The sequence below is a fragment of the Mucilaginibacter rivuli genome, from assembly GCF_019391655.1.
GTDB classification, from domain to species: domain Bacteria; phylum Bacteroidota; class Bacteroidia; order Sphingobacteriales; family Sphingobacteriaceae; genus Mucilaginibacter; species Mucilaginibacter rivuli.
This window is the reverse complement of sequence record NZ_JAHXPQ010000006.1, coordinates 286,376-305,277: the sequence shown is the minus strand read 5'-3', so window position 1 is coordinate 305,277 and position 18,902 is coordinate 286,376. Positions and strand designations below refer to the sequence as shown.

Below are 18,902 nucleotides of genomic sequence, written 5' to 3'. Positions count from 1 at the left end.
GGGTTTTAAAGCATAAGATGCCGGCCCCGATAAAAACCTGCGCTATGAAAGTGTTTTTTTTGAGAAAATTTGATTAAGCCTCTAAAGCTTTATCTTTTATTGCCAGCTGCCCGCAGGCGGCATCAATATCTTTACCGCGGCTGCGGCGTACATTGGTGGTAATACCCTGCTTACGCAGATAATCAGCAAAGGCTTCAATTTTATCTACATCAGCATTCAAATAACTGGCAAAAGATATAGGGTTGTATTCGATGATGTTTACTTTGCAGGGTACATGTTTGCAAAATTTAGCCAGTTCGGCAGCATCCTGCAATTCGTCATTAAAGTCATTAAAAACAATGTACTCGTAAGTAACCGGGTTTTTGGTTTTAGCGAAATAGTATTTTAATGCTTCGGCTAAGGCCTTTAATGTATTTTGCTCATTAATAGGCATTATCTCGTTACGCTTTTCATCATTAGCGGCATGTAACGATAAGGCGAGGTTAAATTTAACTCCATCATCACCCAGCTTTTTTATCATTTTGGCGATGCCGGCGGTTGATACCGTTATCCGTTTAGCTGCCATGTTAAGCCCGTCTTCGGCAGTAATACGCTCTATCGATTTTAAAACATTGGCATAGTTAAGCAGGGGTTCGCCCATGCCCATGTACACAATATTAGTTAAGTTATGGTTGTAATTTTTTCGTGCCTGCTGGTCTATCAATACTACCTGGTCGTAAATTTCGTCAGGGTTAAGGTTGCGTTTACGTTCCATGTACCCTGTAGCACAAAATTTACAGGTAAGGCTGCAACCTACCTGTGATGATACACAGGCCGTCATGCGGTCATCAGCCGGAATTAAAACGCCTTCAATAAGGTGTCCATCATGTAAAACAAAAGAATTTTTAATGGTTTTGTCAGAACTGTACTGCGAAGTGTTTACTTTTACATTATTGATTATAAAAAGCTCATCAAGTTTTTGACGTAGTTCTTTTGAAAGATTGCTCATTTCGTCAAACGAAAAGCATGACTTTTTCCAAAGCCACTCATAAACCTGTTTAGCCCTAAAGCTTTTCTCCCCTAATTCAATAAATTGCTTTTGCAGGGTTTCCAGATTTAGACTACGGATATCCGTTTTGTTTTTTTGCATTATAATGCAAAGTTAGTTAAATTTAAAAGTCTATCTTTTTATTAAGTTTGTTTTATTATAAAAACAAAAAAAATTACTTTCAGTTAATATGTAAAGTAGTCATTTTTAATTGTTTTTGTAACTAAGAGTAAGTTCCGTTAATGAAGAAATTTAAAGCCGATTACATTTTTCCTGCTAATGCCGATCCGATTAAAAATGGAGTTATTACAGTTGACGATTATGGTAAAATTATTGCCGTTGATGATGGCCTAAAACCAACAGCTGATGATGGTATAAAAACAGAAACCTTTAGCGGAATAATTTGCCCCGGTTTTATAAATACACACTGCCATGTTGAATTATCCCATCTTAAAGATAAGATCACCCCGCACAAAGGGCTTGTTAGCTTTATAAAAGAAGTACAGGCTTTCAGAAATATTGACGAAAAAGAAATAACCGATGCTGCCGAAAGGGCCGACGAAGAAATGTACAAAAACGGGATTGTTGCCGTTGGGGATATTGCTAACAGTGGTATAACCGCCCCGCTCAAAAAAAGCAGCAAATTACACTACCACACTTTTATTGAAGTTTTTGGATTTTTACCCCAAAAGGCTGAAGAAGTATATAATGCCGCCACCAAAATTTGCGAACAATTTAAAGATACATCGCACTCTATTACACCACACGCGCCATATTCGGTAAGTAAGGAGTTGTTTAAGTACATTTATAAACTTTGTGAAGGCAAGGGGCCAAACTTACTGAGCATACACAACCAGGAATCGGAAGAAGAAAATAAGCTGTACCGTTATAAAACAGGCGAGTTTTTAGAGTTGTACGATGATTTTAACATGGATATATCTTCCTTTAAACCACAGGCCCGTAATTCTTTACAAACGGTTATCCCGCTGTTAAGTAACAAGCAAAGGGTATTAATGGTACATAATACTTACACCAACCTCAAGGATATTTACTTTGCAAAACGCTTTGATCGTAAAATACACTGGTGCTTTTGCCCCAATGCTAATTTGTACATAGAAAACCGCTTACCAAAAGTAGATTTGTTTGTTGAGCAGGGTTTTAACATCACGCTGGGTACAGATAGCCTTGCATCAAATAACAAGCTATGTATTTTAAATGAAATGAAGATGCTGCAGCAAAAATTTGATGGGCTTACACTCGAACAATTAATACAGTGGGGAACCATAAACGGCGCGCGGTTTTTAGGTATTGATGATAGCAAAGGTACAATTGAACCCGGAAAAACCCCCGGACTAAATTTACTGAGTAATCTTGATGGCTTAAAGATAACACAGGCTACAACCGTGCGCAGGCTAATTTAAAAAGACTATAAAATAAAAAGAGGGGCATTGAAAAATGCCCCTCTTTTGTTAATATGACTAATGTGATTTAATCTATCCACTCAAATTTGGTATAAGGTACCAATATATCGGGTATCTTAATGCCGCGTTCGGTTTGGTTATTTTCTAACAGGGTAGCCACAATACGTGGTAGAGCCAGGGCGCTGCCATTTAGCGTATGCGCCAGTTGGGTTTTACCTTCCGCATTACGGAAACGCAGTTTTAAGCGGTTGCTTTGAAAGGTTTCGAAGTTGGATACAGAAGAAACCTCCAGCCAGCGTTGTTGTGCCGCGCTCCAGGTTTCCATATCATAGGTTAGCGCCGAGCCAAAGCTCATATCGCCACCGCAAAGGCGCAATACACGGTATGGCAAACCTAACTTTTGCAGCAGGCTCTGTACGTGTGTGCTCATTTCTTCCAATACATTATATGATGTTTCGGGCTGAACGACCTGTACTATCTCCACCTTATCAAACTGGTGCAGGCGGTTTAGGCCGCGCACGTGCGCGCCATATGAGCCAGCCTCGCGGCGGAAACATGCAGTATAGCCGCAGTTTTTTACAGGTAGTTCATCAGCCTTTAAAATTACATCACGGTAAAGGTTGGTAATGGGTACTTCGGCGGTAGGTATCAGGTATAATTTATCTTCGCCAATGTAATACATCTGGCCTTCCTTGTCGGGAAGCTGTCCTGTACCAAATCCTGAAGCCTCGTTCACCACCAAAGGCAGCATCATTTCATCATAACCTGCTTTTTCAGCTTCGTCCAAAAAGAAAGCGATCAAAGCGCGTTGAAGCTTCGCTCCCTTACCAGTATACACAGGGAAGCCTGCACCGGTTATTTTAACGCCCAGCTCAAAGTCTATCAGTTTATATTTGGCAGCAAGCTCCCAGTGCGGCAAAGCACCTGCATACAGGTCGGGCTTTTGGCCGTTCTCTAAAACTACCTCGTTATCTTCGGCAACAAAACCTTTAGGTACACTGCTGTGGGGCAGGTTAGGCAGGGTTACCAGCTTTTGATTTAATTCTTCTTCTATTTTAGAATACTGCTCTTCTAAAGTTTTAATCTCTTCTTTCCAACCACTTGATTGTGCTTTAAGAGCATCTGCCTCTTCTTTTTTTCCAGTCATCATCAAATGACCAATTTGTTTTGCAGATGCATTGCCTTGTGCTTTCAGATCATCAACGACACCTTGAGTTTGACGGCGTTGCTCGTCTAATTTGATCACCTCATCAACCAATTCGGGTTGTTTAAAATTTTTTACCGCTAAACGTTCCAATACATGGTCCCTGTTTTCGCGGATATAACTAACTTGCAGCATTGTTTTATATTTATGGAACAAAGATATTTTTAAAGTAGCAGTTTTAGGTAGCAGTAGCAGGTTTTTTTTACCTGCAAGTATATCTGCCACTACACACTGCCACTGCCACTAACAAAATGAGCGGAAAATTATACTTAGTACCCACACCCATAGGCAACCTGGAGGATATTACCTTGAGGGCGCTCCGCATTTTAAAGGAAGCCGATATTATATTGGCAGAAGATACGCGTACATCCGCGCCTATGCTCAAGCATTTTGGCATCAGCCAAAAAGTGTATGCGCATCATCAGCATAATGAGCACCAAAGCACTAACGAGATTATCCGCTTTTTAAAGGAGGGGAAAAATATCGCACTGATATCTGATGCGGGTACGCCTGCCATCAGCGATCCGGGTTTCTTTTTGGTACGCGAAGCATTAAAACACGATCTGGCAATTGAGTGCCTGCCCGGAGCTACAGCCTTTGTACCCGCGCTGGTAAACTCGGGTTTCCCGACAGACAGGTTTTGCTTCGAAGGATTTTTGCCGGCAAAAAAAGGCCGGCAAACACGTTTTAAAGCTTTAGCCGAAGAGGAGCGTACCATTATATTTTACGAATCGCCGCACAGGATAATGAAAACGCTGGATGAAATGAGTACTTACTTTGGCGCCGACAGACAAACCTCCGTATCGCGTGAGTTGACAAAGATGTTTGAAGAAACCGTGCGCGGTACTGTTGCCGAAGTAAAAGCCTATTTTGAAACGCACCCCGTTAAGGGAGAATTTGTAGTTTGCGTTGCAGGTTTGGAAGTGCAAAAGAAGAAAAATAAATACCAGGACGACGAGGACGAAGAATAAATTTATAAAAATTACGTCATTGCGAGGCCCGAAGCAACCTCTGCGGAGGATGATAATATCGATTGGATACCTATCGCGCAGAGATTGCTTCGGGCCTCGCAATAACGGTTTAAAAGAATAATGAAAAGAAATATATTATTAGCCATTATATCGGGCTTATTGTTATGGTTGGCCTGGCCGCCAATGCACTATACCAGTTTTATTTTGTTTTTCGGTTTGGTGCCGATGCTGGTGGCGATAGAGGATATCATCCAATCGGATACCAAAGGCAAGGGGCGAAAGATATTCCGTGTGAGCTTTTTAGGTTTCTTTATCTGGAATACGCTTTCAATTTATTGGGTTTATAACTCGCTAAAGATCATTGGGCCCGTAATTGCCATACCCGTAACTTTGATCCCATACGCGCTAGGGCCGTTGCTGATGGCATTGGCGTTTTGGTTATATTTCAAGCTGCGAAAATATGCAAGCCGTAATTTAAGTTTAATTGCCTTGGTTTGTTTTTGGATAGGGTACGAATACCTGCATCAAAGCTGGGACCTGGCCTTCCCCTGGATGACGTTTGGCAACGGCTTCGCAATAAGCCACCAATGGGTACAATGGTATTCGGTTACGGGTGTTTATGGCGGTACAGTTTGGATCTGGGCGGCCAATATCCTCATCTTTTTAATTTACATGGGTATTAGTGAAAGCCAGGCAAAGCGCGATCGGTTAAAACTTGTGGCTGCACTTACACTCACTATCCTGCTGCCGCTCAGCTTGTCGTTATACATGTATTATACTTACGTGGAAGCTGCAGACCCGGCAAACATTGTTGTTGTGCAACCCAATGTTGACCCCTATATTAAAAATAACCAGCTGCCTGTAACGCAGCAAATAGCAACGCTCACACACCTTTCCGATTCGGTTGGGCAAACCAATACGGAGTTCTTTATATGGCCGGAGTCGGCCTTGCCTGATGCTGTGGATGAAGATAAATTTAGAACGACAAGCAGCTATGCCCAGATACAACAGTTTTTAAATAAGTACAAAAACGGCAATGTAATCACCGGGATAGAAACCACTAAACTGTATAACAGCCAAGTAACACCAACGGCTAACCCGATAGCGGGAAGCAGCCAGTTCTATGATGTTTTTAACGCTGCGGTGAATATTGAAAACTCGGCTAATGTGCAGTTTTATCATAAATCGAAATTAGTACCTGGTGCCGAAGAAATACCCTTTGGTTCGGCTGTTTTTAAACCTATATTTTCATTCTTAGGCGAATCTGCCGGCAGCTATGGCAAGCAAAAAGAGCCGAGCGTGTTTTACTCGCAGGCAGGTATTGGTGTGGCACCCGTTATATGTTACGAATCAATATACGGTGAGTATGTGGCAACTTACGTAAAAAGGGGTGCCCAGTTTATCGCCATCATCACTAATGATGGCTGGTGGGGAAATACTTCGGGTAAGGACCAGGACTTAGACTATGTAAAGCTCCGCGCGATAGAAACCCGGCGCTGGGTTTGCCGTTCGGCTAATACGGGTATTTCTGCCTTTGTTAACCAGCGTGGCGATATTGTGCAACATAGTGAGTGGTGGAAACAGGCTGCCATAAAACAAGATATCAACCTCAATTCCGATCTGACCTTTTATGTAAGGTGCGGTGATTATATTGCCAAATTTGCTTGTGTGCTTGCTTTAATAGGCATCATATTTATAGGATATAAGGCCGCGATTAAGAAATGGAAGAAATTACCCGCGGATGGTTCTGTGGTGTAATTATACGTTGTGGGTGAGTACAAATTCCATCAGGTCGGTTATGGGTTGTTTGATAACTTTGCCCAGTTGGATGTCGTTCTCGCTGCAAAGCATGGCCAATATATCACGAAAGTGGTATGCTATTGAGCCTACAAAGTGGAATTTGTATTTCTGGTGGTCGCGGTAAGTTTTTATGTTGGTTTCAATAAACTCGGTAAAGCCTGCTTCTATGAGTTCGCGGGTGTAAAAAGTTTCTTTGGTGGCACTTAAAAAACGTGCGAATGATGCCAGGTAGGTATTGGCATGGCTTTCCTGGTAAACCTTTTTGATCACTTGCTCCTTATCAAGCTGGAAACGCTCGGTAAACTGATGGCTGATATCTGCCGGCATGTTGCCATACAGGTAATCAGTGATCAGTTTTTTGCCAAAGTATGTTCCCGAACCTTCGTCGCCTAAAACATAACCGATACCGTGGTTGCCATCTACAATACTTTCGCCATTAAAAAAAGATACGTTTGAGCCGGTACCCAGGACACAGCAATAACCTTTTTCAGTGCCACAGGTGGCATAAGCCGATCCTAAAAGATCGGTATCAACACTAATAAATATCTTAGGAAAAACATGGCTCAACGCGTTCGATACCATTTCGCGCTTATCGGGGTTACTGCAGCCTGCGCCAAAAAAATAGATCTCGTCAATTTTGCCGGCCTTTTTAACAGTATCGGCACACTGCGATTGCAGTATTTTGATGATCTCTTTTTCCGTTAAAAAGTAAGGGTTAATTCCGGCGGTGGTAAATCCTTGTGGTTGCTGGCCCGGAATGTCGATCAGCCAATCTGTTTTTGATGAACCGCTGTCGGCAACTAATATCATGCGCTACAAAATGATAGACTCCAAAACCTTATGCGTAAGCGGTTTGTGGATAAACTGGGTAATGTATTTGTTTTCGTTTGATAATTTGAAATCAACAGGATCAAGAGATGATGACAGCATAAAGATCTTGATCTTTTTATTATCATCAAGATGCAGCATATCAAACTCTTTTAAAAATTCAAAGCCATCCATAAAAGGCATACGGATGTCTAAAAATATCACATCAGGCTGTATTTTTTTTGCCTGTATCTGGGCAATAGCTTCCGGTGCAGATTGTATAACAACGATCTGTTCAGCAAAGTTGCTTGTTTCTAAAATTTTACGCGTAACAAAATTGTCGATAAAGTTATCGTCAATCAATAAGCATAATTTAAATTTAGGTTCAGCCATTGGCTTCAAAAATAATGCTTTAAATGAGAAAAAATAAAATATTTATTGAATATTAATATTATTAGTGATCTCTTTTAAACTTATCTCTGCTGTTTTGGCCTGATATTGGGCCTGGTAGTACATGGATTGGGCGTTTATGTAGTTCCTTTGGGCCTCCCTGATCTCTAATGGCGTAATGTTGCCGAGTTTATATTTTTCTAAAGAAATATCGAGATTTTGCTTTGCGATGGATACGTTAGATAGGTCTATCTTCATTAATTCAAGCCCGGATACGTAACTGATGTACAGATCATTTATCTGGGCTTCTATGTTTTGCTTTGTTTTACTTGAGTTGATGTTGGCATTATCGATCTGCAGTTTGGCATTAGCTTCCTTACGCGATTGGTTAAACCCATTAAATATATTGATGGATGCAGTTAAGCCATAATTAAAGCCGTGTGTATTTTGCTGGCTTGTAAAACCTGCCGGGGTTTTCGCATCGGTAAAATTATAGCCCGATGTAAGGCCTACCGATGGGTAACGTAATGCCTTTACCTGGCGCAGATTAATTTCGGCAAGCCGTTGATTAATTTGTGATAATTGTATGGATGGATTTGCTGTTTGCGCCTGGTTAATAATATCAACCAGGATCAGCTTATCATCAACAAGAATATTATCGACCACTGAAAAATCAATGTTCAGATCGCGGGCCAGTAATTGATTAAACCTGATCTTTATCGATTTGTAGTTTTGCACCTGTACCAGCAAGTTTGATGTATCGGTATTGAGGTTTACCTTGGCATTTAATACGTCCAGGCCCGATGCACGGCCAACATCCAGCTTATCTTGCGCGTACTGCAACTGTGTTCTTGATATTTCAATAGCGCCACGTAATGCTTTTATCTGCTGGTTTTGATTAACCAGTTGGTAGTAGGTAGATATTACGTTGGCAATGGTACTTTCGATAGTATCCCGCGAGCTGATCTGGCTCAGTGCGTTCAGGGCTTTTAGCTGGTCGTAATTTGCAAACATACCAAAGCCATCAAAAATGGTCCAGTTAAGGCTTACACCATAATTTAAACTGCTGTTTTTTGCTCCGTTTATTTGGTTAACACTACCATCTGAGCGGGTTTGCTTTGTATCCTGTATACTATTGGTTGATGTAAAATTACCTGCAACCTGTGGCAGTACCCCCGCATTACCCAGTGTAACGTTGTTGGCTGCAATAGCATTGGAGTTTTTTGTGAGCTTGATATTGTAATTGTTTTTCAGGGCAATATCAATCGCGTCTTTTAAGTCGAGCAAGGGTGCTGCCTGCTGTGCAGTGGCCGCCAGTGCTGTACAAAGTATAAGTAAGAATATTTTAAAAGCTCTCATTGTAATTACCTTAATTTTTTTTGATCGGTTTACCTTCAATATCGGCTTGTGCTTCCAGTTCCATCGGGTCTTCATCAGGGTTGTGTTTAACCTTTGGTGCAAGCAATACATACATTGTAGGGATAACATATAATGTTAGGATAAGCGAGAACAGCATCCCACCCATAATTACAATACCTAACGATACACGACTTTTTGCGCCCGCGCCCAAAGCGAAAGCGATAGGCACCGAACCTAATACTACGGCCAAACTTGTCATTAAAATAGGGCGTAAACGCGATGTTGCAGATTCAACTACGGCTTCAAATTTTTGCAGGCCATGCTCCATCCGCTGGTTGGCAAACTCAACAATAAGGATCCCGTTTTTGGTTACCAAACCCACCAGCGTGATCATACCAATTTCGCTGAAAATATTTAGTGTTTGATTAAATAACCATAACGATAAGAATGCACCAGCGATAGCCATGGGCACTGTAAGCATTACCACCAAGGGATCGATAAAGCTTTCAAACTGCGCGGCAAGAACGAGGTATATCAGCAGCAATGCAAAGCCAAACGCGAACATGATGTTAGATGAGCTTTCGGCAAAATCGCGAGAGGGGCCGGCAAGATCTGAGCTGAATGACGGGTCTTTGATAACTGATTTTGCAATGCGCTGCATTTCTTTAATACCATCGCCAATGGTTACGCCCGGTGCAAGCCCGGCTGATACCGTTGCCGATTTAAACCTGTTAAAGTGATAAATTGATGGCGGGGTAGAGTTTTCGGAGATCTTTACTACGTTATCCAACTGGACCAATTTGCCGGTAGAGCTACGCACGTATACCGATTTCAAGTCGAGCGGCTGATCGCGGTTGGCGCGGTCTACCTGGGCCACTACCTGGTATTGTTTACCGTTGATGATAAAATAATCAAGGCGGCCACCGCTATAATAAAGCTGTAGCGTTTTGGCTATATCGGATACAGAAACACCTAAGTCACGGGCACGGTCACGGTCGGTAACTATGGATAGTTGCGGCTTGGTAAACTTAAGGTTTACATCCACCGTTTGGAACTCTGCGCTTTTATTGGCCTCGGCTAAAAATTTCGGCAATACCTTCCTTATTTTTTCGAAATCCTGATTCTGCAGCACATATTGTACAGGTAATGAGGTACGCGCGCCGCTACCGCCACCACTTATGGTTTGCTCTTGTACTACAAAAGCACGCGCATCGGGCATTTTTGCCAATCGCCTGGTTAAAAAATCGGCAATTTGCTGCTGACTCCTTTTACGCTCATCTACAGGTACAAGACCTACCCTGCCGAAGCCTGTATTAACGCCGCCCGAGCCGCCAAACCCAGGCGAAACAATAGCAATGTTTATCCTCTTTTCTGCGATGGAGTCTTCTATCAGTTGTGATACCTTGTTCATGTAACGCGTCATAAACTCATATGATGCACCTTCGGGGCCGGTTACCGAAACGCGGAGCAAGCTGCGGTCATCAAGCGGGGCAACTTCCTGCGGGATGCTGCGGAAAATGAAGAATATGATTACGAACGAACCTACAAGGATAACAACAGATACCCAGGTTCGTTTCATGAATTTCACTAACGACTCGGTGTACGAGGTTGTCATGTACACAAAGAAAGGTTCTGTTTTTTCGTAGAACTTTGATTTTTTAGAGTTCTTGCGGATCAGCTTCACGTTCAGCATCGGTGTAAGCGAAAGCGATACGAAAGCTGAGATCAATACCGAGCCCGCGACGACGACGGCAAATTCCCGGAATAAACGGCCTGTAAAGCCCTGCAAGAACATGATGGGTAAAAACACCGCTGCCAAAGTAACCGAAGTGGATACTACCGCGAAAAAGATCTCGGCAGAGCCTTCAAAAGCTGCTTTACGCACAGGCATACCTTCTTCTACCTTTTTGTAGATGTTCTCCGTGACAACGATACCATCATCAACTACCAGGCCCGTTGCCAGTACTATCCCCAACAGGGTTAATATATTGATGGAGTAGCCAAAAATGTACATGATAAAGAATGTACCGATGAGCGATACCGGTATATCGATAAGCGGGCGGAAAGCAATGATCCAATCGCGGAAGAAGAGGTAAATAATGATCACCACCAATACGAACGACAAGCCCAAAGTCTCCTCAACCTCGGTTATGGATTGGTTGATGAAACGGGTATTATCCAAAGCAACTTCCACCTTAATATCCGGCGGAAGGTCCTTTTTTATCTGGTCGAGTTTTTTATAAAAATCTTTAGCTATCTGTACATAGTTTGCTCCCGGCTGCGGCACAATGGCCAAACCAACCTCGGGTACACCAGATTCCTTTAAAGCGGTTTCTTCGTTTGCCGATCCTAATATGGCATAACCCACATCGCTCAGGTGTATTACGTGGCTGCTATCGGCTTTGATGATGAGGTTGTTAAAATCCTTTTCGGTGCTCAGTTTACCTAAAGCACGTATAGTAAGCTCAGTATTGTTACCTTCAATTTTACCTGCGGGCAGCTCCACGTTCTCGCGGCTTAAAGCATCGCTGATATCGCTTGCGGCGAGGCCTAAGGCAGTTAGTTTGTTAGGGTCTATCCATAAGCGCATGGCGTACTGGCGTTGCCCCTGCACGTTTACAGAGCTTACACCGGGTACAGTTTGCAAGGCCTGTTGCAATACGTTTTCGGCATAATCATCAATCTGCAAAATGTTACGGGTATTACTGCTTACGGTAACGGTAATGATCTGGTCGGCATTGGCATCGGCCTTGGTTACTACCGGCGGGGCATCAATATCCTGCGGTAGCTGGCGCTGTGCCTGGCCCACTTTATCGCGCACATCATTCGCGGCGGTTTCCAGGTCGGCATCCAGGTTAAACTCAACCGTGATGTTACTTGAACCTACGTTACTTGTTGATGAGATGTTACGGATACCCGGGATACCATTGATCGCTTTTTCGAGCGGCTCGGTTATCTGCGATTCGATAACATCCGAGTTGGCACCCGCGTAGCTGGTGCTCACGGTTATAATAGGAGGATCGACCGAAGGGAAATCGCGGACACCCAAAAAGTTATAACCAATAACACCGAATACCACAATTACTATGGAGAATACGGTAGCTAAAACCGGCCTTTTTATACTGACAGAGGATAAACTCATAATTGCTTAATGAATAACTTTTATAACCTTAATTGCCACTTTAGGGCGCATTTGTATAATACCGCTCACAATTAAACTATCGCCGGGTTTAAGGCCGTCAACAACCTGTAGTTTGGTTTCGGTACGGGTATCGGTTTTAATGGCGCGTGGCACGGCTGTTCCATTTTTAGCAATATACACGTTGCTACCCTTAATATCAGGTATCACCACTTCGGTTGGTACCAGTATGGTTTTAGGGATCTGATCGAGCGCGAAATGTATTTTGGCGAAGGCGCCTGCTTTTAGCGCACCGTTCTTGTTATCGGCCTTGGCACGCAGGGTTACCGAGCGAGATTCGATATCGATATTAGGTTCGATAGCGTAAACCGCACCGGTGAATTTATCGCGGGAACTCTCTACATTAAAGTTTATTTTGCTGCCAACATGTATGAGCGACAGGTACCTTTCGGGAACGGTAAAAGTAATTTTTGCAGGATCGATATTTACCAGCGTAGCAATTGAGCCTTGCGGGGATAAGTAACCACCCGGGCTGATGTTACGCAAACCAATTATTCCCGAAAAGGGCGCGCGTACTTCTGTCTTTTTTATTTGTGCTTTTATCAGCTCGGCCTGCGCCTGGTATGAGTTTAACGATGTTTCTGATATATCGTACTCCTCTTTACTGATGGCTTGTTTGCTCAATAATATCTTGTTACGGTACTCAGTTTGTTCGGCCAGTTTGATCTGCACCTGTATTTGCTTTAACGATGCCTGCAGGTCCTGATCGTAAACTTTAACCAATAACTGCCCCTTGTTAACATGCTGGCCCTCGTTAAAAAATATGCCTGTAATGTTTCCGGCTGTTTCGCTGCGCAGTTCAACCTGCTCGTTTGCGGCAATGCTGCCGGTTACATCTATAGCATTGGCAAAAACAGTATCCTTTACTATCATTACGTTAACGGGCACAGGGCCGCCACCTTTTTTACCTTTTTTTCCGCCACCGGCACCACCGCTTGCGGCCGCGGCTTCTTTGGCTTTGCCACCATAAAACTTATTGTAGATAAGGTAACCTATTAATAAAATGAGTAAGGGGTAAATAATGTATTTAGGCTTCATGGTTATGATTTGCGTATTAATGGTTTAGATTTTTTTAACCTGAACGATACAGGGTTGGCGGCAAGCGGTTTTAGGTTTTGTGTCATCTGTTGTAAAACATCATTAAATATATTCAACTTTTCGTCGCTAATGCCTTCGGCGGCCTTAATGTTCAATAAATTAAAAGATTCTTTAATGGCCGGTATATCCGCCTTTGCTTTATCTGTTATCTTGATTAACTGTTCGCGCCTGTCGCCGGGGTTTATTTCGCGGTACACGTAACCTTTATCAGTCAGGGTATCAATAATACTTACCATTGATGATTTGTCTTTCCCGGTAATTCCGGCTAATTTTTTTTGGGTAAGCTGGCCTTCGTGTTCGGCAATAAGGAGTAATATAAAATGGTAACGGTTTATATCCAACTCCTCCACCCGCTTTGAAAAAGCGCCCAGGTAAATTTTGGCTACATGTAATAACCTCCGGGATATAGGTTCTTCCAACATTTTATTTTTGTTATCAATTACGAAGCAAAACTAATTTAGTTAGGTTTCATAATAGTTATATGTATCAACCATTTTACAGATTTTGCACTTACTTTTAAGTCATATTTTTAATGTTTGGGTAAATTTGTAACTTGCTGAAAATGAAAAAAAGTTACCCGATCGTTTTATATATAATCTCCCTTTTTATGAGTGTAAATGCAATACCTGTTACCGCGGCAGTACCTGTTAATTATAATGTAACTTTCCCTGAAGCACAGGCGCATTATGTAAATATTGAAATGAATTTGACAGGGCTGCACCAACAGGAAATTGATGTTAAAATGCCTGTGTGGACACCTGGCTCTTACCTGATACGTGAGTTTGGTAAAAATGTAGAGGGCTTTGTAGCCAGCAGTAACGGTACCACTTTAACTACCTACAAAACCGATAAAAATACCTGGCGTGTTGTTAATGGTGCGTATACCAATATCAAAATAAGCTACCGGGTATATTGCTTTGAAATATCGGTTAGGACAAGTTTTGTTGATGCCGCGCATGGCTTTCTTTCAACCTCGGGTTTGTTTATGTACCCTGTAGGGATGCTGGACCTGCCATCACAAATACATATTGAGCCTTATAAAAACTGGACGACCGTTTCAACAAGTTTAGAGCATGTTAACGGCAATCAGTTTACGTTGAGTGCACCTAATTATGATATCCTGTTCGATTCGCCGATAGAGGTGGGGACACAGGATGTTTTTGATTTTGATGTGGATGGGGTACATTACCAGGTTGCCATGGTAAATGGTGGCAATTATAACAAAGAAGACCTGAAGCGCGATTTTACCAAAGTGGTACAAGAAGAAGTTGCTGTTTTTGGAGAGAACCCTAATAAGCGCTATGTTTTTATTGTACATAATTATACAAAAGGCGGCGGCGGCCTTGAGCATTTAAGCTCGACGGTTTTAGGCGCATCTCGCGATAATTATGCGACAAGGGGCGGGTACGAAAACTTTTTGGCGCTTGCCGCTCATGAGCATTTTCATGTATGGAACGTAAAGCGCTTAAGGCCCATTGCTTTAGGCCCGTTTGATTATGATAAAGAAAACTATACTACCAACCTTTGGATAGCCGAAGGGTTTACCTCATACTACCAGGATATTATCATCAGGCGCACGCACCTTTACCCGGTTGACGATTACCTGGCACGCCTGGCCAATAACATTACTACGGTAACCAACCAGCCGGGAGCAAAGATCGAATCGCTCAATGATGCGAGCTTTAATGCCTGGATTAAATTGTACCGCCCTAATGAGAATAGTACCAATTCAACTATATCATATTACAGTAAAGGCGGTATTGTGGCTATGATGCTCGACCTGATGATCATTAACAATACCAAAGGAGAAAAATCATTAGATGATGTGATGCGGTATATGTATAACGAGTATTATAAAATAAAAAACAGAGGATATACCGATGCCGAATTTAAAACAGCATTAGAAAAATTTGCCGGTAAAAACCTGGATGATTTTTATAACAAATACATTTATGGCGTTGCCGACCTGGATTGTAACAAGTACCTGGCCTATGCCGGCTATAAGCTGACAGACGACAATGCCGGTAAAACCACAATAACCCTTGGTGCAACGGTAGTAAAGGCCAATGGCAAATATATTGTAACAGCCGTAGCACGTAACAGCGCTGCCTGGATAGACGGTATAAATGTAAACGATGAACTTGCTGCTATTGATGGTTTGCTGTTAACCAACGAACCTGATAAAGTATTGGCCCTTAAAAAGCCCGGCGATAAAGTTGTAATTACCGCTGTACGCGATGGTATTGTAAAAAACCTACCTGTAACGTTGTTAAAAAGCAACCTGGTTAAATATCATATAGAAGACATTGGTATACCAAGCGAAGCGAATATAGTAGTACGTAAAAAATGGCTGAAGTTATAAGTTAGGTATTTTTAGCATAATAATTAAAACAATTTCGTTTTGAAATACTTTTATAAGAAGAAATTTTAATTATTAACTAAAAACACAAGTTATGAACTCATTACTGTATATAGTTGCCATTATTCTGATCATAGGATGGGCATTAGGAGTATTTGTTTATTCGGCTACAGGGCTTATTCATGCATTGTTGGTTATCGCTATCATATCATTGCTGCTGGGCTTAATAAGAAGGCCGGATACGATATAATAAAACTGTACTAATTATTGTACAAAACCCGGGTCATTAGCCCGGGTTTTTTTATGGGCTTGAACTAAAAAATCGGTATAAATGCAATTTCATACTTGTAAACAAATTGTATTTAAAGGAAAGTTATTAGGTATTTTTATGAAAACAATAACTTGAAATTTTATTAATTAATTAAAAATTAGATAAATCAATGCGTTGAATATTCTCTTTTACAGCATAATGCAAACGTGACCGGGTACAAAAGTGCGGGGCATATTTTTTGGATAGGTATATATACAAGTTTAAAATCTGATCAAAAAATATTAAGTTATGAAACAGAAATTGCCAGAGTTCCTTTTATGCGAGGATCCCACATCAACAGATGAGAATCTATTTATTTATTACATGCCGACACGTTCATTAGTGCATATTGTTCACACAGATGTTTTATCAGAAACAGAGACAGCGAAAATTAAATCGGCCGGCCGCAGGCACTTTTATTACACCTATAAAAATGCTGTAGGCAATACAGAGAAAATAATATTCTTTGCTCAGGTAGTTGACAAAGATGAGCATGATGAGCAGGACCTGTTAGAAAAGTGCGCCCACTGGTATGCCTGTTACCTGGGCTGGGAAGATGACTGCGAAGATATAGTTAAGAGTGCATAAAAAAACCCGCTATTAGCGGGTTTTTTTATGCTGGTTATCAGGATGAATATACCCTGCCTAATTGCTCTGCCCTTATCAGGGCTTTTTCTATTCCGGCCCTTTGATCTTCTAAAATTGCCCTTAACCCGGGGCTTAATTCAATTGATTTTAAAACCTCATCATACTCAGCAATTGCCGATTTATCATGCGATTCGCTGGCTTCGAGCAATATGCGCTCTTCGTCACTGCTGATGGTAGTTTTGATACCTATCCAATACCGGTTTAACGTGCCTAATACACTGCCCGATTGTTCAGGGTTACCGCCCGCTGCAACAATTGCCTCTTTTAGCTCTTTGGCATCATCGCTGCGTTGTATCAGATAATCGTTAAACAGGGCTGTAAATTCGGGCCCTTTGGCATCGTTAGTTGCCTTTTTATATACTGCTATACTGTCGTTAGCTATAGAGAGCAGGTTTTGCAATTGCTCTGTTAGTTTTTTATCTGCTATCTCTGCCATGGTATTAAATTTTAGGTTGTAAATAAAATGAGTTATTGATTATATAACCAATAACTCATTATTTTGATTTAACAAAAATCAAAGTTTATACTATTCTTTAGGCTCTGCTGCTGCTTGCGAGTTTACGCAGCCTTCAGCAACTTCGGTTAGTTTACTATCGGCGTTTTTTTCTTCCTGTAAAGTAGCTTCCAATAACTCAGCGGCTTTGTTGTAGCCTAATACACCTGCCAAAGTGCGCAGTGTACCGTATGACGCGATCTCATAGTGCTCAACTTTTTGCGCTGCCGATATAATGCCAACATCACGTGTAAGCGAGCCTTTTTCTGTTTCGCTCATAATTTCTTCGCCTTCTTTTAACAAACCTGCCATCGCTTCACATTTTACAGCTACTGCTTTTTCACCGATCGATTCGAAGGCCTGCTCTAAGCGGGTGATATGATTTTCCGTTTCGGTAAGGTGGTTTTCTATAGCTGTTTTTAGCTCTGCAGATGTAGCGCCCTTTATCATTTTTGGCAATGCTTTGGCCAGGTGCTTTTCGGCCCAATAAATATCTTTTAATTCATCAATAAATAATTCGTTAAGTGCCGAATCTTCAATGCTGTCAGCTTGTGACGCAGATTTTGTTGCTGTGGTTTTCATTTGTTAGATTTTTTAATTGTTGTGTGATTAAATAACCTATAAATGAAGAATATGTTTTTGTATTAGGTAAATAATTATCTTAATATGATATTATGGTTTTGTCTTTGTTAGTATAATGTGCATATGCTCGGTAAGTATTTGCCCCATGGTGGTACAATGCTCAAAGGCCGTGCTTTTATGGTATTCGCCTAAGTCAACGGCAAGCTGTTGAATTTTTTCTTTCGGCGATATCTCATCAATACGCATTATTTTCATCAGGTCGTGCAGTCGCACCCGTGCCATACGTACCCGCTGAGCTATCAGGCTGCGTTCTTCTTCCTGGTATTGTTTCATCGTAGTCTCGTTAATGAATTTCATGCCCAGGTTAACCAGTATGTTATTCTCTTTAAAAAAATGGGGCAGGTAAAACTTACGGCGGCCTTCGTACGATTGCTGATCAAAATCTATGGCGCGGATGCGGTATTGGTTACCCTCAATATCGGGCGTAATATCCACCACAAAATTGTAACTCCGCATATCGCCCAACAGGCGTACAAAACAGCGTTCGTTAAACTTTACAAACTCTTTGCAAATGCGTATCTGGTTAAATTTGGATGTTGTTATCCTGTGGTTGATAAACACATCGCCGGGTAAGCCGGGGATGTGCTCTTCGATGAGGGTGTTGCCATTTGATATGTACAGGATGCGGTTAGGCGAGAGTATATGTTCCAGCTCCAGCCCGTAAATACGCGAAGCGTCGGATACCTTAATATAAAAGTGATCGTAATTATCATTTAAACGGTTAATGATGCGGATACGGAATGGCTTGGAATTACCAAACGTGCAATAATCTATCCGGGCAACCGAAAGGTGCTCCATGGCTTTAGTATCGCCATCGGTATGGAGCAGGGCGTAGATATAAGTAAGGCTTGGAAAAAGCTCCTTCATCTCGCTCTCATCATAATAAACAGTTTGCCAAAGGGTATCGCTGCCATCTTTATTTAACAATGGGGTATGGAAATTAAAACGGAGCAGATCCGAATATTGAACGGGTAGTTTTACCTCACGATCGTACTTTATCAGGTAAGCCCGTAACTGATCTATTACAGGGTAAAAGAATTTTTTACGTGAGGGAACATCTTCGCGTGGGGTATCGCTCATAATAGGCTAAGCTACAAAATAGCTTTAAATAACGATGGGTTTTAAGCTCAGGAGTGTTCGAAAGGTTGGTCAACCCATCAAACTCCTTCCTTGG

General features: G+C 41.8%; 17 protein-coding genes. 6 read left to right on the top strand and 11 right to left on the bottom strand.

All coding sequences use genetic code 11. From position 1 onward, the window contains the following. Positions 1 to 73: 73 nt before the first annotated feature. Entirely contained in the window at positions 74 to 1,129 is a 1,056-nt protein-coding gene (rlmN, locus tag KXQ82_RS15675; RefSeq protein WP_219489386.1) for a dual-specificity RNA methyltransferase RlmN, read from the bottom strand. A 140-nt stretch (positions 1,130 to 1,269) separates the two neighbouring features. On the opposite strand from rlmN, the gene KXQ82_RS15670 reads away from it, so the two are divergent. After that, positions 1,270 to 2,448, top strand: a complete 1,179-nt coding sequence (locus tag KXQ82_RS15670) for an amidohydrolase family protein (RefSeq protein WP_219489385.1) — start codon at positions 1,270 to 1,272, stop codon at positions 2,446 to 2,448. A gap of 67 nt (positions 2,449 to 2,515) precedes the next feature. Here the strand turns inward: KXQ82_RS15670 and serS are convergent, their stop codons facing one another. After that, positions 2,516 to 3,787, bottom strand: a complete 1,272-nt coding sequence (gene serS, locus KXQ82_RS15665; RefSeq protein ID WP_219489384.1) for a serine--tRNA ligase — start codon at positions 3,785 to 3,787, stop codon at positions 2,516 to 2,518. Between the two features lie 116 nt (positions 3,788 to 3,903). Here serS and rsmI point away from each other — a divergent pair, with 116 nt between their 5' ends. After that, a complete protein-coding gene (rsmI, locus tag KXQ82_RS15660; RefSeq protein WP_219489383.1) occupies positions 3,904 to 4,623 on the top strand; it encodes a 16S rRNA (cytidine(1402)-2'-O)-methyltransferase in 720 nt (239 codons plus the stop codon). 120 nt (positions 4,624 to 4,743) lie between these two features. Then, the gene (gene lnt, locus KXQ82_RS15655; RefSeq protein WP_219489382.1) at positions 4,744 to 6,381 is read left to right on the top strand and encodes an apolipoprotein N-acyltransferase; all 1,638 of its coding nucleotides are present in this window, start codon (positions 4,744 to 4,746) and stop codon (positions 6,379 to 6,381) included. Here lnt and KXQ82_RS15650 read toward each other — a convergent pair whose 3' ends face one another. From KXQ82_RS15650 to KXQ82_RS15625, 6 genes are read right to left on the bottom strand one after another with little or no spacing between them, the layout of a single operon-like run. Next, positions 6,382 to 7,233, bottom strand: a complete 852-nt coding sequence (locus KXQ82_RS15650) for an N-acetylglucosamine kinase (RefSeq protein WP_219489381.1) — start codon at positions 7,231 to 7,233, stop codon at positions 6,382 to 6,384. A gap of 3 nt (positions 7,234 to 7,236) precedes the next feature. Then, positions 7,237 to 7,623 (bottom strand): response regulator, encoded by a 387-nt coding sequence (locus KXQ82_RS15645; protein WP_219489380.1) that lies wholly within the window; start codon positions 7,621 to 7,623, stop codon positions 7,237 to 7,239. A 42-nt stretch (positions 7,624 to 7,665) separates the two neighbouring features. Further along, entirely contained in the window at positions 7,666 to 8,979 is a 1,314-nt protein-coding gene (locus KXQ82_RS15640; RefSeq protein WP_219489379.1) for a TolC family protein, read from the bottom strand. A 10-nt stretch (positions 8,980 to 8,989) separates the two neighbouring features. Beyond that, complete coding sequence (locus tag KXQ82_RS15635; RefSeq protein WP_219489378.1) at positions 8,990 to 12,121, bottom strand: efflux RND transporter permease subunit; 3,132 nt, start codon at positions 12,119 to 12,121, stop codon at positions 8,990 to 8,992. A gap of 6 nt (positions 12,122 to 12,127) precedes the next feature. Then, on the bottom strand, positions 12,128 to 13,216 hold the full coding sequence (locus KXQ82_RS15630; RefSeq protein WP_219489377.1) for an efflux RND transporter periplasmic adaptor subunit: 1,089 nt from the start codon (positions 13,214 to 13,216) through the stop codon (positions 12,128 to 12,130). Positions 13,217 to 13,218: 2 nt separating this feature from the next. Beyond that, positions 13,219 to 13,698 (bottom strand): MarR family winged helix-turn-helix transcriptional regulator, encoded by a 480-nt coding sequence (locus KXQ82_RS15625; RefSeq protein WP_219489376.1) that lies wholly within the window; start codon positions 13,696 to 13,698, stop codon positions 13,219 to 13,221. A gap of 185 nt (positions 13,699 to 13,883) precedes the next feature. Between KXQ82_RS15625 and KXQ82_RS15620 the strand changes: the two genes are divergently transcribed. The 3 genes from KXQ82_RS15620 to KXQ82_RS15610 all read left to right on the top strand — a co-directional run bounded on the left by KXQ82_RS15620 (position 13,884) and on the right by KXQ82_RS15610 (position 16,533). Next, positions 13,884 to 15,638, top strand: a complete 1,755-nt coding sequence (locus KXQ82_RS15620) for a M61 family metallopeptidase (RefSeq protein WP_255563679.1) — start codon at positions 13,884 to 13,886, stop codon at positions 15,636 to 15,638. Between the two features lie 91 nt (positions 15,639 to 15,729). Next, positions 15,730 to 15,885, top strand: coding sequence for a lmo0937 family membrane protein (locus KXQ82_RS15615; protein WP_219489374.1), 156 nt, complete (start codon positions 15,730 to 15,732; stop codon positions 15,883 to 15,885). 309 nt (positions 15,886 to 16,194) lie between these two features. Beyond that, positions 16,195 to 16,533 carry a hypothetical protein gene (locus KXQ82_RS15610; RefSeq protein WP_219489373.1) on the top strand — a complete coding sequence of 113 codons (339 nt, stop codon included), beginning with the start codon at positions 16,195 to 16,197 and terminating at the stop codon, positions 16,531 to 16,533. Between the two features lie 37 nt (positions 16,534 to 16,570). Here KXQ82_RS15610 and KXQ82_RS15605 read toward each other — a convergent pair whose 3' ends face one another. The 3 genes from KXQ82_RS15605 to KXQ82_RS15595 all read right to left on the bottom strand — a co-directional run bounded on the left by KXQ82_RS15605 (position 16,571) and on the right by KXQ82_RS15595 (position 18,808). Continuing rightward, positions 16,571 to 17,029, bottom strand: a complete 459-nt coding sequence (locus tag KXQ82_RS15605; protein ID WP_219489372.1) for a ferritin-like domain-containing protein — start codon at positions 17,027 to 17,029, stop codon at positions 16,571 to 16,573. Positions 17,030 to 17,119: 90 nt separating this feature from the next. Continuing rightward, positions 17,120 to 17,668, bottom strand: a complete 549-nt coding sequence (locus tag KXQ82_RS15600; protein ID WP_219489371.1) for a YciE/YciF ferroxidase family protein — start codon at positions 17,666 to 17,668, stop codon at positions 17,120 to 17,122. A gap of 90 nt (positions 17,669 to 17,758) precedes the next feature. Beyond that, positions 17,759 to 18,808 carry a hypothetical protein gene (locus KXQ82_RS15595; protein ID WP_219489370.1) on the bottom strand — a complete coding sequence of 350 codons (1,050 nt, stop codon included), beginning with the start codon at positions 18,806 to 18,808 and terminating at the stop codon, positions 17,759 to 17,761. Between the last annotated feature and the right edge of the window lie 94 nt (positions 18,809 to 18,902).

Bases quoted from the DNA above. Each gene is read 5' to 3' on its own strand.
- KXQ82_RS15670 (WP_219489385.1), top strand. From the start codon at position 1,270: ATGAAGAAATTTAAAGCCGATTACATTTTTCCTGCTAATGCCGATCCG.
- KXQ82_RS15600 (WP_219489371.1), bottom strand. From the start codon at position 17,668: ATGAAAACCACAGCAACAAAATCTGCGTCACAAGCTGACAGCATTGAA.
- lnt (WP_219489382.1), top strand. From the start codon at position 4,744: ATGAAAAGAAATATATTATTAGCCATTATATCGGGCTTATTGTTATGG.
- KXQ82_RS15605 (WP_219489372.1), bottom strand. From the start codon at position 17,029: ATGGCAGAGATAGCAGATAAAAAACTAACAGAGCAATTGCAAAACCTG.
- KXQ82_RS15625 (WP_219489376.1), bottom strand. From the start codon at position 13,698: ATGTTGGAAGAACCTATATCCCGGAGGTTATTACATGTAGCCAAAATT.
- KXQ82_RS15610 (WP_219489373.1), top strand. From the start codon at position 16,195: ATGAAACAGAAATTGCCAGAGTTCCTTTTATGCGAGGATCCCACATCA.
- rsmI (WP_219489383.1), top strand. From the start codon at position 3,904: ATGAGCGGAAAATTATACTTAGTACCCACACCCATAGGCAACCTGGAG.
- KXQ82_RS15595 (WP_219489370.1), bottom strand. From the start codon at position 18,808: ATGAGCGATACCCCACGCGAAGATGTTCCCTCACGTAAAAAATTCTTT.
- KXQ82_RS15620 (WP_255563679.1), top strand. From the start codon at position 13,884: ATGAGTGTAAATGCAATACCTGTTACCGCGGCAGTACCTGTTAATTAT.
- KXQ82_RS15650 (WP_219489381.1), bottom strand. From the start codon at position 7,233: ATGATATTAGTTGCCGACAGCGGTTCATCAAAAACAGATTGGCTGATC.
- KXQ82_RS15645 (WP_219489380.1), bottom strand. From the start codon at position 7,623: ATGGCTGAACCTAAATTTAAATTATGCTTATTGATTGACGATAACTTT.
- KXQ82_RS15615 (WP_219489374.1), top strand. From the start codon at position 15,730: ATGAACTCATTACTGTATATAGTTGCCATTATTCTGATCATAGGATGG.
- KXQ82_RS15635 (WP_219489378.1), bottom strand. From the start codon at position 12,121: ATGAGTTTATCCTCTGTCAGTATAAAAAGGCCGGTTTTAGCTACCGTA.
- KXQ82_RS15630 (WP_219489377.1), bottom strand. From the start codon at position 13,216: ATGAAGCCTAAATACATTATTTACCCCTTACTCATTTTATTAATAGGT.
- KXQ82_RS15640 (WP_219489379.1), bottom strand. From the start codon at position 8,979: ATGAGAGCTTTTAAAATATTCTTACTTATACTTTGTACAGCACTGGCG.
- rlmN (WP_219489386.1), bottom strand. From the start codon at position 1,129: ATGCAAAAAAACAAAACGGATATCCGTAGTCTAAATCTGGAAACCCTG.
- serS (WP_219489384.1), bottom strand. From the start codon at position 3,787: ATGCTGCAAGTTAGTTATATCCGCGAAAACAGGGACCATGTATTGGAA.